Source organism: Yersinia sp. 2540 StPb PI (genome assembly GCF_052217165.1).
Lineage (GTDB): Bacteria > Pseudomonadota > Gammaproteobacteria > Enterobacterales > Enterobacteriaceae > Yersinia > Yersinia enterocolitica_E.
Genome location: NZ_JAZGQC010000001.1, coordinates 1138517 through 1153913, shown reverse-complemented (window position 1 = coordinate 1153913; position 15397 = coordinate 1138517). Strand labels below are relative to the sequence as shown.

Genomic DNA, 15397 nt, shown 5'->3' with positions numbered 1-15397 from the left:
TTCGGTAACTGCTTAAGCTTTCCTCATCCAAAATGGTCATCGCTACGTACTGGTCAAAAAACGATGTCATCGCATGATTATGACCTACTTTTAGTTTATATAAAATATTTAAGTAACCTATATATAAGTGACCTATTTTTAATTTATATGTTGGCAATCATATTAATATATAAAAACCACCTTGCAGGCGATAATGACCTGTAACTCTAGGTTTTTTTAAAGATATTGCAGTCAAAACAGAAGAGCAGCAGAGTGAAACCTGTAAGCGCCTGATGGAAATTCCCGGAGTGGGGCCGTTAATTGCCACGGCGGAAGTTGCGACCATGGAAGAAGCATCAGCATTCAAATCAGGGCGTGAGTTCGCTGCTTATGTAGGTCTGGTGCCGAACCAGACTGGTTCCGGTGGAAGTGCGCCTGCTGGGGGATAAGCAAACGTGGTGAACCTCTTCAGACAACGTATAAGCGCAAGAGGAATACGAGCTAAACTCATCGAAAACTTCAACGATAACTCGGGAGTGATTACAGCAGGTTTACTGACTCGTTTGGGCCTAATTTTGGCTAATCCTTCTACTATTGCAAACTGCCTTTATCCACTCGCCCTTGTCTCCGTATTGTTAATAATGGACATAAGGTTATCTGAGGATATATGGATACAAATAGAGCAATTAGTACTAATAACCATTGATACGTATTGGAATAGTGGCAGTAGAAGAGGGGCTGACACTCAGTAAAAAATTACCAGAGATCCGATGAACTGAACTCAATCAGCTAAGGACTCAACGTAATGAACAAGAAGAAATCAGATAAATGCACGCCTAATGAATACTATGTCAAAAGGATCAGCGAAACGATAGATAAAGCCCTGGCGGACTATCCGCGTGTGATGGCTGTCAGATTTGACCTTCGCTTCCCCGATGAAGAAGACAGGATGGACTGCCCTACACGCTATTACGACGCTCCCGATGTTATTTCCAACTTTATTGCCTCAGTTAAATCCCAGATTGAAGAGGACATCAAGCGCAAGCGAAAAGCCGGTAAAAAAAAGCTGACCTGTAAGGTAAGGTTCGTATGGGTAAGAGAACTCAATCAGGATGAAACAAAGCACCACTATCACGTTCTTTTGCTACTTAACAAGGATGCCTATCCCTGGCCTGGTAAAATACAAACAGAACCGCGGTTTAATTTTTACAGCATCTATCAAATCGTGATTAACGCCTGGATCCGGGCAATTAAACGTGATGACCATGAAAAAAACCATCATGGGCTTATCCATCTTCCTATCAGGGGTTTTTATTCTTTAAATCATAATAAACCTCACTTTAAGGCTGATTACGAGGCATTAATCGAGAGAGCAATATATTTGGCTAAAGAATTTAGTAAAAACCACTCAGACGGCAGGCGTAATCTGGGTTGTTCTCAGGGGTAAGTATTAAGACAGTATTTTATTACTCACATGTGGATGTTGAGAAGGAGAAAGTGCCAACGGTCAATCATACCTATACGGCACATCTCCATACCTCTCAACGTTACATATGGAGACCGTCATTATGACAACTCAGAATAACAATGCTAGCCTGCTCAGCGACCAGCTAGTCGATATGTCATTCATAACTACCTACACCAAAATGACGGATAAATGGTTCTACAAACTGATTAGCGATGGCTCATTCCCCAAACCCATTAAGATGGGGAGAAGCTCTCGGTGGCTAAAAAGCGAAGTAGAAAGCTGGTTAAATGAACGTATCGCCCAGTCCCGCCAATAGCATCTTGTTTAGCAATTAATCGACACCAACCTCCCCCACAATTTCCGTCTACTGCTTGCATCAATATCAGCCCTCAAGGGTCGGATGACGCATACCTGCAATTCGGCGGAAAGGGGTTATACCTCATTATGCGCGGGTCACTACTATGGGAGAAATACTGTAGCCCCTGCCAGACCGGTATTCACAGTATCAAATACATCCCAAACAAGCTTCTGAGCCTCAATTTTCTCACCGTATAGCTATACACCCAAAGCAATTCCATGGACCGCCATATATACCGTAGGCCGATTTAACCAAACGTAAAACTTAGGGTAATTAAGGATATCATCATGTATCAACGCATCAGAACCGCCCTGACAACAGAGGGCTCACGAGTGAATAGTGCAAGTATTTTTCTAGGTTCAGCAGCTGAATGCTATTACTGCCCTTCCTGCCATAACCCGCTGCAATTACAACATACTCATGTCGCAGGGCGTCTATTCATTCATGACCAGGAGCATCCCGATTTTAACCCCGATATAAACTGTAAATACCGAGCAAAAATGGCATCAACATCGTCACAAACTACTGATACCTTAAGTACCCTGCGCAGGACTATCATGGCCCAACATGTGCCATTGAGTTCTCTGCCACACAGAGCTTACTTCTGTGTGCTATGCCAGCATAATTATACTGGAACAAAAACATGCCCCCAATGCCAACAACTCCTGTATACGACGGAAAGCAGTTTGAGCGATGACAATCAAGTTGCCCTGAGCGTCAAACCCGACGTTATTCTACGGTAACAACAACCGCTAAAGCAGTACTTTTGCCTGTAAACGGCCGTTTGGAAAACGTTAAGATTACCGCCGCCTTAAGAATCGGATATAGTTCCCTTCCATTCTGATTGATTAATGCTGTTGCTATCGTATGAACCTCAATCGCTTCTGTTATTTACTTCTGGCCTTAGTTGCTATCGGCTGCTCATTTTTGCTTCATCCTCTTGTGATGTGGTTCCTGTTCGTTAACGTGTTGACGCTAGTAATTTATGGCGTGGATAAAATGGCGGCCCGCAAAGCCTGGCGCAGAGTACCGGAGCCCACCTTACTGACATTTGGTTTTATCGGTGGGTGGCCCGGAGCCATGCTCAGTCAGCAAATCTTCCGGCATAAAACGCAAAAGCAGCCGTTTAAAACCTGGTTCATCATCAGTGTGATAGTGAATATAGTGATGCTAGTGGTGCTATACCGACTCGTTCCCTACTGAGCACAGACCCTGACCTGCGCACCCCATACTGACAGGTCAGATACGCCTGATTAAGCCATGTCCCTCGACATAATCCAGATTCAATCACTGTCTCTGTGTTGTTCTGATCTCTTATCATAGCTACCGTCTTTGTACTTCACGGAGACTTCAGGTAGCCATTTCTTGATTTAGTTCAGCCCAAAACCCTGCAATTCCATACCAGCTCCTGTTTAACTGGCTGCTAGTTCCGCAGCCCCCACACAGAGAATAAACATTCAAACAAAGCCAAACCTTAAGATCAATTCTTTATTTGTTTATAATAAGTCAGGGTAATATACTTAAAAATGAATATAATCCATTGAATTATACTTTTAAAAAAACTTCCCGTGTTTAATATTATTTCTTCCACATCAGATCGTTACACAAAGAGGCTACCGTTAGCCTTTCATTTCATCAATTGCAGTAGTTAGGCTAATAGATATAATACGCCGAAATAATAAATCCAATAAAAACTGGAATGGATGCCATGTCTAAATATTTACAGATAGCAGCCACTTTGCTGTCCCTGTCATTCTCATTTACTGCTTATGCCAATATGCTGAGCCCTGCTGATAGAAATACTATTCAGCAGCAACAGCGCGATATTTTGGAACAGAACCAGCGCCAGCGTCAGGAATTACAACGTAGCCTAACTCCCGAGCTCGTCGCACCAAAACCGCTCCCAGCACCGGCTGGCGCCTGTTTTTTGATTAATACTGTTCATCTACAAGGCGCAGAGCATTTACCTGCACGGGACAAACAAAAATTACTTCAACCTTACTTGAATAAATGTCTGGGCTTAAGTCAGATCCAGACCTTAATACAAGAAATGTCTGATTGGTATATTTCGCGTGGTTATATTACCAGTCGGGTATTTCTGATTGAGCAGGATTTATCACAAGGCACCCTACAACTGGCTGTGCTGGAAGGTAAACTACAAAAAATCGAGCTAGATGGAAAAACTTCTCGCCAGTTAAAAATGGCATTCCCAGGGCTCGAGGGGAAGATTCTTAATCTGCGTGATATTGAACAGGGCATGGAGCAAATTAACCGTTTACGCCAAACTCCAGTGCAAATTGAAATATTGCCAGGGACCGAAGCCGGTTATTCCATCGTCAATCTCACCGCGACACCTGAATTTCCTCTAAATCTTGGTGTCGGTTTTGATAATAGTGGGCAAAAAAGTACCGGTACTGGCCAGATTAATGGCTCGCTAACAGCCAACAATCTGCTTGGTTTAGCTGATCAGTGGTTTGTTTCCGGTTCGCGTAGTAGCGATTTTGCCAGCAGCCATAATGCCCGCAGTGTGCAGACTGGAGTCAGTGTCCCCTATGGTTACTGGCTGGCAGATTACAATTATTCATACAGTGATTACCTCTCCACCGTGACTAACCGTGGCTTTGACTGGCTCTCCAGTGGCGACAGCCAGACGCACCGTTTCGCCATTTCGCGTGTTGTGTATCGGGACAGTGATATGAAAACTGGCCTGTCGCTCGGCCTAACCCATCGCCTTAATCGCAATTATCTCAATGACAGTCTTTTGCAAAGCAGCAGCCGCAAATTATCCAGTGTCGTATTGGGGGTTAATCACAGCCAGAAACTCTGGGGGGGTTATAGCACCTTGAACCCCTCTTACAGTCGCGGTGTACCCTGGCTGGGTGCCGAAGATGATAATGGCAAAAATAGCGGCGCACCCAAGGCCGAATTCAATAAGTGGACACTGTCCGGCAGTTATTACCTGCCTCTGGCGCATGACTGGAGCTGGCTCACCAGCTTCTACGGTCAATGGACACCCGATAATTTATACGGCAGTGAACGACTGACTATTGGTGGTGAAACCTCAGTGCGCGGCTTTAAAGAACAGTATCTGTCCGGCGATAAAGGCGGTTATTGGCGCAACGAGGTTAACTGGTCACTGACCACCCTGCCGTTACTGGGGGATATCACTGCGCTGGCAGCCATTGACGGGGGTTATCTGCGCCATGACACTGCTGACAGTTATGCCTCTGGCAAGTTGTGGGGCAGCGCCATCGGGTTGGGGCATCGTAATCGCTATTTCAGTAGCCAGTTTACTGTCGGCTGGCCACTGGCATATCCCGACTGGCTGGAGCCAGACCGTGTTTCTGTTTATTACCGTATCAATTTCATTATCTAACTGTTTGTATATATAGGGTTATCAGGGATGAAGAAAAATAACGAGCCAACCATCAAAACTCATCATCAATTGCTGAGTTATACCCTGTGCGCCCTGCTGGTATTGCAACCGGTTATGCCCGCACTGGCTGCTGAGGTGAGTATTGCCGGGGGTAATACACAGCTAGATAAAGCCGGTAATGGTGTGCCGGTGGTGAATATTGCGACACCGAATCAGTCCGGAATTTCCCACAACCAATATAACGACTTCAATGTGGGTAAAGAGGGGTTGATCCTCAATAACGCTACCGGCCAGTTGACGCAATCTCAACTGGGTGGATTGATTCAAAACAACCCTAATTTGCAAGCCGGTCACGAAGCCAAAGCCATTATTAATGAAGTGGTGGGCGCTAACCGTTCACAGTTGCAAGGCTATCTGGAAGTGGCCGGTAAGCAAGCCAGTGTCATGGTGGCAAACCCTTATGGTATCACCTGCGATGGCTGCGGATTTATTAATACCCCGAATGTGACACTGACTACCGGCAAGCCAATAATGGATGCCAACGGTAAATTGCAGGCGTTGGAAGTCACTCAGGGAGCTATCTCGATTCAGGGCAAAGGCCTCGATGCCAGCAAAAGCGGTGCATTGTCAATTATCAGCCGTGCCACTGAGATTAACGCCCAACTTTATGCGCAAGACCTCACTCTGATTGCCGGTAGCAACCGGGTGGATGCTGCCGGTAATGTCAGCGCGTTGCAAGGCAAAGGTGATGTGCCCAAAGTGGCGGTTGATACCGGTGCGTTAGGTGGGATGTATGCGAATCGCATCCGTCTGGTGTCCAGTGAAAAAGGGGTGGGTGTTAACCTCGGTAACCTCAATGCTCGTCAGGGGAATATCCAACTGGATAGTAGCGGCAAGCTGACCCTCAATAATTCGCTGGCACAGGGCAGCCTGAATGTCAGCGCGACCGAAATGACGCTGGGTGGCAGCCACAAAGCCGGGCAAGATATGGTGTTGAACAGCCAAGGCAAGCTGGCAGTGAACAACGCTTCGCTAAATTCGGATCAGCAAGTAGTACTCACCGGCGGCGATTTGGCACTGGAGCAATCCACACTCAGTGCGGCCAAAGCCATGACTCTGGACTCGGCGGGCAAGTTGCGTGCAGCCAACAGTACGTTACTGGCGGGTCGCGATGATCAAGGCAAATTGGTCAGCGGACAAACGCTGACGCTAATAGGTACCGAACAACAATGGTTGAATAGCCAACTCGGGGCTGGAACCGTGCTGGCGGCCGCGCAGAACAACCTAATTCTGGATGGCAGTTCAACACTAACGGGTTTAGATGGTGTGACCTTACAAGGTGGTACCCTGAATTTGGCGGGTAAAACCAGCTCTGGCGGTGATGTCACACTGCAAGGTACTGACCTGCAAAGTACCCGCAACAGCCAGTTTAATGCACAGGGCGATATTCATCTCACTTTCAGTGGTAATGCGGATTGGCAAGGGCAGCTTACCGCTGGGCGGGATCTTACACTACAGACCGCAACACTGGATAACAGTGGGCAACTTGCAGCCAATCGCCACAGCCAGATAACGACACAAAGTCTCAATAATAGTGGGCTGATGCAAGCTCAAGGCTCCCAAAATCTGGACGTCGGACAACTCGACAATAATGGCCAACTGCAATCAGCTGGCACATTGACATTGAATGCCAATACGGTGAATAACCGCGGTCTGATTGGCTCACAACAGCAGTTAGCCCTGACGGTGCGCGATACGCTGAACGTCGATGGGTCGCTGTATGCCGAAGGGCCACTGAACGTACGAGCAGGTGAGTTCCTGCTGACGGGACGGGCGACCGGGAAACAAGGTATCGCTATCAACAGCAACCTGACGACCGCTGAAGGCTCGGCGCTACTCAGTACTGGCGATATTCACCTGCAAGGGGGGGCGTTACTGCTGAGCGGATTGCTGTCTGGCGATCATGCCCTGACCGTGGCGGGAGAGCAGTTCACTACGGGCAGCAGCGCGCAAATTCAAGCCAAAGATAGCATCACATTGAATGCTGAGAAGAATGCCCAGCTTGCCGGTATTTTTACTACGTTTGGTGACCTGAATGTTGTCTCTGGAGCCACTGAAAACCGGGCGGATATAGTTGCACGCAATATTGGTTGGCACAGTGACAGCCTTACCCAGCAAGGTCGTATGCAGGCTGACCACGATTTGACACTGACAGTCAATCAGCTTAACCAGCAAGGAACCTTGCAAGCAGGACAACAGTTGACGCTGCGTGGTGAGCAATTGGTCAACAGTGGACTGGTTAGTGCCCCGCAGCTCGAACTGGCATTTACTCGTAGTCTGGACAATAGCGGCTCATTGATAGCAAGTCAGGGGTTAACTCTGGACGTTCCTTCACTGAGCAACAGTGGCACCCTGGCGGCAAGCACACTGGCACTGAAAGCCCATAATCTAGATAACAGAGGGCTAATGCAGGCCGACGTCAATGCCATTATTGATGCACAAACATTCAACAATAGAGCTGAAGGACGTTTGCTAGCAGGGGGCGCTCTGACTTTGCAAGGTGTGCAACTGAACAATGCCGGTAAACTGCAAGCCAATCGCCTGAATATTGAAACACAAACCTGGGATAACACCGGCAGTGCGTTAGGTATTAGCCAACTCACGGCAAACGCCACACAAAGCCTCACCAACAGCGGGCAACTGCTGAGTCAGGGCCCTATCACGTTGAGTACGGAGTCATTGACCAATAATGGAAAAATACTCAGTGAGAGCCAACTCAGCCTCAGTGCACAGGAGTTTATCAACCAGGGTGAAGCGCAAGGCACCACTACACAGTTAAATGCTGAGCAGTTAACCAACAGAGGTCATCTGATTGGCGTCGAACGCCTGATGTTGCAATTGCAACAGGACTTGAACAACGCCACTGGCGGTAAGCTACTGAGCGGCGGTGATCTCAAGGTGAATGCAGGGACTGTTAGCAATGCCGGGACGTGGCAAGGTGAACAGATTATTCTGGCGGCGCACCAACTGGATAACACCGGGACTTTACAGGCGAATAACGTCATCCAACTCGATCTCACCGGCGATATTAACAGTGGTGCAGGCAGCCAAATTATCACTCTCGGTGAGGCGGCGATTAATGCGCTGACGTTGGTTAACCACGGCAACTGGCAGGCGACCTCGTTGTTCCTGAAAGGAGATTCACTGCTCAACAGTGGTGTCATCGTCGGGGTGAATCAGCTTAAGTCTGAAATAAGTGATGGCATCACCCAACAAAAAAACGGTGAGATGTTGAGCAAGGGCTTACTGACCCTGAATGCCACTCAAGTCGATAATCAGGGGCGTATTCAGGCCAGTTCTCTGACGCTACACACGGCAGACATTACCAATACCGGGGTGATGCAAGGGCAGGATACGTTCAGTGCCCAACTGAGTGGCGTGTTCCATAACCTTGCCAGCGGTGATCTGCGCAGCCAAAACGGGTTGAACCTCAATGCTGCGGGGCTAGATAACGCGGGTAACATTCAGGGCGCGGGAGCCAGCACATTCGTGTTGACGACGCCGATGCTTAATACGGGAAAAATTGTTGTCGGGGGGGATTTAGATATTGGCTCTCTCGCCCTCAACAACAGCGGCTGGCTGCAAGCGAATAACATCACTTTTAACGGCACGCGACTGGATAACACCGGTACGTTGATAGCTGCGGGCGATAATCTGTTGACGCTCGATATTTTCAACAATCGGGGAACGGTACAGGGCGACAACCTGCAAATGACGATTGGCAGCCTGAATAACGCAGGTACCCTGCTGGCCACACGTCAGATGGGCGTTCAGGCGCAACAGATTGAGAACCAACAGGATGCTAAGTTATTCAGCGCAGGCGACCTGACAGTAGTCGGTGGTACATTTAGCCTGTTTGGACAATTGGTCGCCTTGGGCAACCTTTCCGTGACACTCAATGATGCCCTTACACAACACGGCACACTCGCCGCAGGCAAAGTGCTGAACCTGTCCAGTAATGGGGATATCACCCTCGCGGGTACTACGCAGGGTCAAAGTCTGGCTATCCATAGTCTGGGGCAGTTCACCAACAGCGGAACACTGCGCGGTGGTAACGGTGATGTCCGTATCAATGCCGCGGGTATCACACAAAATGATACTGCCAGCCTGCAGGCTGGAGGCCGCATACAGCTATTGAGTAGCAGCACTATCAGCAATAACGGCTTTATCGGCACCGCGGGCGACCTGCTATTAAACGCGGCCAGCCAATTGTTCAACAGCGGCATGTTGTACAGCGGTGGCAATATGCAACTGTTGGCAGACCGGATCACCAACCACTACGGCGATATTTTAGCGGACAACAGTCTGTGGATGCAGAAAGACACCACTGGCAATGCCAATAGTGAGGTTATTAACACCTCTGGCACCATTGAAACGGGGCACGGTGATATCACCATCAACACCGCCCATTTGCTGAATCAGCGTGATGGATTGAGTGTGACCCGTACTGACAAGGATCTGACTAATGAATATCCTTGGTTAAATGGTGCATTGGTAAAGGTTCCACTCAGTTTCTTCGAGGCAGGTGAGATTGGTTACTACACGATAATGATCACCCGGCAAGAAGCTGGAGACGATGCCCGCCAAGTAAGTCACACAGATACCTATGCCGCCCCCTTTGAGAAAACACGAGAGCTGGCATTATCTGTTTCGACCCTTTCAGTCACCAGCAAGGGAGCGGCTGGACGTATATCTTCCGGTAAAGATCTTATCGTTACCGCTCAAAGGTTCGATAACCTGGCCAGCGATATCCTCTCTAACGGTGATATCTCTCTTACGGGTAACACGCTGAATAATCAGTCCTGGTTGGCGGGGACAGAAACACGTTATCAAACCTACCGCACAGGAGAGCTTCCTCAGTCCAGATATTGGTATGAGGTGTCCAAATTACGGCCTCTCAATATCTACGCATTGGGGCAAATCAAGGACCAGTCTGTTACTTACACCGCTGATGGCGATATTCGTACTGAACGCAGTGAAGACAGTCAGCTCTATCGCTCCGTCATTCAAGCCAGTGGCGCAGTTAACGCCCATTTCACTGGTGACATCAGTAACACCACAGCCACACCAAATGCAGGTGGAGTGAGTCATACGCTGGCGGCCCCTAAGCTGGATTTACTATCACAACCGGATAATATCGACACTGCTCAGGCACAAGACCTGAAGGACGATCAACATATCACCGTAGGGACACCAGTCTGGAAAGATAACTTGCAGAACGCGCTGGGTTCCTTGGGCAATAATGCCACGGAGTTGGCGGATTATCCGTTGCCGAATAGCAACAATGGCCACTTTGTGTTGGCCCCTGACCCAAGCAGCCCCTACCTTATCACCACCAATCCCAAACTGAATGAATTGGGACAACTCGATAACAGTCTGTTCGACGGGTTGTATGCGATGCTGGGCCAGCAACCGGAAGCTGCACCACAGGAAAACAATAGCCAGTTTACTGACCAAAAGCAGTTCCTAGGCTCAGCCTATTTCCTAGACCGCTTAAACCTGAAACCCGATTATGACTATCGCTTCCTCGGCGATGCGGCTTTTGACACCCGCTATATCAGTAATGCGGTCCTGAGCCAAACTGGTCAGCGCTACCTCACTGGCCTTGGGTCGGATTTAGCTCAGATGCAATATCTTATCGACAACGCGGCACAAGCCCAAAGCGGGCTGGGACTAACACTGGGTGTCAGCCTGACAGCGGAACAGGTTGCCGCCCTGAACAAAAGTATTGTCTGGTGGGAAGAGATTAATGTTAACGGCCAGACTGTTTTAGCACCGAAGCTGTATCTGGCAAAAGCAGATAGTGCCTCATTAACTGGCAGCATCATCGCGGGTAATCAGGTTAATCTTGATGCCGGTAAAGTTATTAATGTGGAAAGTACCCTCAAAGCCGACCAGTTGTTGGCGGTGAATAGTCTAACCACCCTCAGTAACCTGCAAGGCGGGAAAATAACGTCCGGCGGTGACCTGCAACTGAGTGCTATCAGTGATATCAGTAACATCGGCTCCAGCATCGCCGGTCAGCGAGTGGAACTAGAAAGCCTTGATGGTAATATTATCAATCAAACACTCAGCCAGCAGTGGACAGCGACGGCGGCAGGTAATGGTCGTTGGGATAGAGAGTCATTGTCATTAACCCGTACAGAAATTGGCGATACCGCCACTATCAGCGCCGGGGACTCTCTCAGTCTGAATGCAGGAAAAGACATTTTAGTCACGGGTGCCAAGGTGTCTGCTGGTGGTAATTTGGATGTGCAAGCGGGTGGTGATGTTGATATCAAAGCCAATACCACGCTCAGCAATAATGAACATAATCAACAGCGTGATCGCCGCAACGGTTATAAACAAAGTGAGCAGCGCGACAGTCTGGGCAGTAAAATTAGTGCTGGGGGTAACCTGACCCTCAATGCAGGCAACGATGTGTCACTGACGGCCAGTGAACTGGCCGCGAAGGGGAACGTCGGGCTGTCTGCAGGGCGTGATATTTCGCTGGAAACAGCGGAGAAAAATAGCCAACAAAAAACCAATAACAGTGAAAATCGTACCACTGATGCCACCCGCTCAGTGATAACCAGTGGCAATAATCTGACATTGGATGCCGGGCGTGATATCAACTCACAGGCAGCAGCGCTGGTGTCAGATAACGACAGCACACTCAAGGCTGGCCGTGACGTCAATCTTAATGCCCAGCAAAGCAGCACCTACAGCGAAAGCCACGGTGATCGGAAACAGCAAATTAATGAATCCATCCGTCAGCAAGGGACTGAAATCGTTAGCGGTGGGGACACCACCATTCTGGCCGGTAATGACATTAATTTACAGGCCACACAGGCGCAGGCTAGTGGTGATATTGCCCTGAAAGCCGGCCATGACATTAATGTGGCCACGGCGAGAGAAAGTGATTATTCCTTCTTTGAAGAAACCACCGTTAAGAAGAAAAGGCTGTCGAAGACCACTACCCACGTGGTATCTGAAGATTACGCCACACAAGAGCAAGGCTCGCTGCTCAGTGGCAAAAATGTGTCGGTATCTGCCGGTAATGACTTACTGGTGAAAGGCTCTGCGGTTGTCGGTGACAATAATGTCGCACTGACTGCGGGCAACAATGTGGATATTGTGGCGGCCACCGAAGAACAATCCAGCTACCGTTTGTCTGAACAGAAAAAAAGCGGCATGTTCAGTGGTGGTGGCATCGGGGTCACTATTGGCAGCACTTCATCACGCCAACAAAGTCGTGATTCAGGGACGACACAAAGCCAAAGTGCCAGCACTATTGGTAGCACGGGCGGCGATGTCGCCATCAAGGCGGGCGGCACCGCCCATATTGGTGGCGCAGATATTCTGGCCAATAAAAATCTAAGTGTCACCGGTGATAGCGTCATCATTGAACCGGGTCAGGACAAACGCAGCAGCGATCAGCTTTATGAACAAAAAAGCAGTGGCTTAACACTCGCGCTTTCCGGCGCGGTAGGTTCAGCGCTGAACACGGCGGTGACAACCGTACAAGAGGCAAAAGACGAAACCAATGGCCGTCTGGCAGCATTAAAAGGCACCAAAGCGGCTCTGACAGGAATATCGGCTAAACAGGCCGCGGATCTGGCTCAGGCACAGGGCAATACCGATACCGGCAGCCTGATTGGTATCAGTGTGTCATTAGGCTCACAAAAATCGACCTCGCAACAACATCAGGAACAACAAGCCGTCAGTGGTTCAACTCTCACCGCAGGCAATGACCTCAATATCACTGCCACCGGTAAAGGTCAACTTGCCAACAGTGGTGATATCATCATCGGCGGGAGCCAGCTCCAAGCGGGCCACGACACTACGTTGGATGCCGATCGAGACCTGCTGTTACTCGGGGCAGCTAATACCCAGAAAAGCGAAGGCAGCAACAGCAGCAGTGGCGGTAATATCGGTGCCAGTATCAGTTTTGGTGACAAAATCGGGGTGAGTGTTTTTGCCAATGCCAATAAATCCAAAGGCAACGACAGTGGTGATGGCACTTATTGGTCTGAAACTACCCTCGACAGTGGCAATACTCTCTCTCTCACCAGTGGCCGTGATACTACCTTGCAGGGTGCACAACTCAGTGGCGACAAAGTGGAAGCCGATGTCGGCCGCAATCTGGCCTTACAAAGCCAGCAAGACAGTGACCGTTACGACTCGAAGCAGCAAAGCATCAGCGGCGGCGTCAGCGTAGTGGTATGGGGTGTCGGTAACAGCTCGGCGAACCTGAGTATCAGCCAGGACAAAATGCACAGCAACTTTGATTCGGTGCAAGAACAGACCGGTATCTTTGCAGGCAAAGGTGGCTTTGATATTACCGTAGGGGAACACACCCAGCTTAACGGTGCGGTGATTGGCTCTACGGCAACAGCGGATAAGAATAAACTTGATACCGGCACACTGGGCTTTAGCAATATTGAAAATAAAGCAGAGTTCAAAACCGAACATCAGGGTGGCAGCATCAGCACCAGCGGTAGTGTGGCGGATAACTTCCTCGGCAACATGGGCAATCTGGTGCTGGTCGGGGCCAATAATGATGGCAACGCGCAAGGCACCACCCATGCGGCAGTGTCTGACGGTAGCATCATCATTCGCGATCAAGACAAACAGCAGCAAAATGTCGACGACCTGAGCCGTGACGTCGAACATGCCAATAACGCCCTCACCCCTATCTTTGATAAAGAGAAAGAGCAAAACCGCCTGAAAGAAGCACAGTTGATTGGCGAGATTGGCGGGCAGGTGTTTGATGTTATTAGCACGCAGGGGCAGATCCAGGCCACCACTGCGGCGAAAGATGCATTGGCGAAAGGTGGTAATCTCAACCCAACCCAGAAAGAGATAGAAGCATCGCCAGTCTATAAAGATGCCATGAAAGATTATGGCATTGGTGGCACCTACCAAAAGATCGCGCAAGCAGCCACCGCTGCTCTGCAAGGATTGGCTGGTGGTGATATGACCAAAGCACTGGCGGGTGCATCAGCCCCGTATCTGGCGCAGATGATTAAAGATGTCGCCGGTGAAGATAATGAAGCGGCACGCATTGGGGCACATGCGGTGTTGGGCGCAGTGCTCTCTCACCTGCAAGGTAACAGCGCTGCCGCAGGTGGTGCCGGAGCTTTAAGTGGCGAACTGGCCGCCATCTACATCAAAAACAACCTCTACCCGAATATCGAGACCAAAGACCTGACCGAAGCGCAGAAGCAGGTTATTGTTAACCTCAGCTCCCTGGCGGCGGGACTATCCGGTGGCCTAGTAGGCGATAGCACGGGTAGTGCCGTTGCCGGGGCGCAGGCTGGGAAGAATGCGGTTGAGAATAACTATCTGAGCAGTAGCGACAAGGACCGCCAGACATATCTCAACTACAAACAGAACCTGACGCCAGAAGAACAGAAAGATAAGGAGGCGTTAAATCGCAAGGATCTGGAAAGTGATCTGGCGTTTTTGAATGCTTGCCAACAAAGTGGTAAAGCTTGTGATTCGGAGAAGGATAAAGCCAAAGAAGCGCTAAATACCTACTTCAACCAAACTTACCAGAACCCGAAAGAGGCTCAGGCTGGGTATCAACAGATACAGAATCTGTTGAACTCTACAGACCCGAATGCGAAGGAAGTGTTTAACATTCTGGAAGGGTATACGCAGGCGTTTATGACCTTCGGCTACACGGAGGAAGAGGCCAGAGCAAGAGCAGGAGCCTATGTTGGTACAATGTACATCACGGGTGGCTTCAGTGCGGTAGTGGCATCAGGGGCACTGGCGAAGCAGTTCGGGAAGGATGCTGCACTAGGTGCGAAACCAGACGTAGGGAAAGGTCCGACAGTTCCCAATTTAGGTGGTGTGGATGACTTTATTCTCTCGCAAACCTCAAACATAAACAAAAAGTTGGGGACAAAAATCGGTCAGGGACGATTACCGTTTGAAAAAAGCCAGACTGGTGTTGCAAAGGCTACTGCTCAGGTAAAAGACACCTTATCTAATATTACATCCGTGAGTGATATAATACCGGCATCCTCTGTTAGAGGGAAATATGACCTAATTCATGTATATAGTGAAAAAACAAATAGCACGGTAAGCTTAAGAGTTTTGCCTAATGGTAAGTATGAATTCGATACATTAATTCCAGAGAAGTCATCTAAATTCTAACGGGAGTAGT

At 49.1% G+C, this 15397-nt stretch carries 6 protein-coding genes and 1 pseudogene; all 7 read left to right on the top strand.

Annotated elements, in window-relative coordinates; translation table 11 throughout:
• Positions 1 to 245 precede the first annotated feature (245 nt).
• Positions 246 to 442 (top strand): annotated as a pseudogene (locus V1956_RS05180) (transposase); the annotation flags it as partial.
• A gap of 342 nt (positions 443 to 784) precedes the next feature.
• Positions 785 to 1426 carry an inovirus Gp2 family protein gene (locus V1956_RS05175; protein ID WP_072098947.1) on the top strand — a complete coding sequence of 214 codons (642 nt, stop codon included), beginning with the start codon at positions 785 to 787 and terminating at the stop codon, positions 1424 to 1426.
• Positions 1427 to 1547: 121 nt separating this feature from the next.
• Positions 1548 to 1763, top strand: a complete 216-nt coding sequence (locus V1956_RS05170) for a helix-turn-helix transcriptional regulator (protein ID WP_050875877.1) — start codon at positions 1548 to 1550, stop codon at positions 1761 to 1763.
• Positions 1764 to 2092: 329 nt separating this feature from the next.
• Positions 2093 to 2548, top strand: coding sequence for a putative zinc ribbon protein (locus V1956_RS05165; protein ID WP_442824870.1), 456 nt, complete (start codon positions 2093 to 2095; stop codon positions 2546 to 2548).
• Between the two features lie 124 nt (positions 2549 to 2672).
• The gene (locus V1956_RS05160; protein ID WP_442824869.1) at positions 2673 to 3008 is read left to right on the top strand and encodes a DUF1294 domain-containing protein; all 336 of its coding nucleotides are present in this window, start codon (positions 2673 to 2675) and stop codon (positions 3006 to 3008) included.
• 496 nt (positions 3009 to 3504) lie between these two features.
• A complete protein-coding gene (locus V1956_RS05155; protein ID WP_005186613.1) occupies positions 3505 to 5181 on the top strand; it encodes a ShlB/FhaC/HecB family hemolysin secretion/activation protein in 1677 nt (558 codons plus the stop codon).
• Between the two features lie 27 nt (positions 5182 to 5208).
• Positions 5209 to 15387 (top strand): hemagglutinin repeat-containing protein, encoded by a 10179-nt coding sequence (locus tag V1956_RS05150; RefSeq protein WP_442824868.1) that lies wholly within the window; start codon positions 5209 to 5211, stop codon positions 15385 to 15387.
• Positions 15388 to 15397 lie beyond the last annotated feature (10 nt).

Coding starts and splice junctions, on each gene's coding strand:
- V1956_RS05175 (WP_072098947.1), top strand. CDS start 785: ATGAACAAGAAGAAATCAGATAAATGCACGCCTAATGAATACTATGTC.
- V1956_RS05170 (WP_050875877.1), top strand. CDS start 1,548: ATGACAACTCAGAATAACAATGCTAGCCTGCTCAGCGACCAGCTAGTC.
- V1956_RS05165 (WP_442824870.1), top strand. CDS start 2,093: ATGTATCAACGCATCAGAACCGCCCTGACAACAGAGGGCTCACGAGTG.
- V1956_RS05160 (WP_442824869.1), top strand. CDS start 2,673: ATGAACCTCAATCGCTTCTGTTATTTACTTCTGGCCTTAGTTGCTATC.
- V1956_RS05155 (WP_005186613.1), top strand. CDS start 3,505: ATGGATGCCATGTCTAAATATTTACAGATAGCAGCCACTTTGCTGTCC.
- V1956_RS05150 (WP_442824868.1), top strand. CDS start 5,209: ATGAAGAAAAATAACGAGCCAACCATCAAAACTCATCATCAATTGCTG.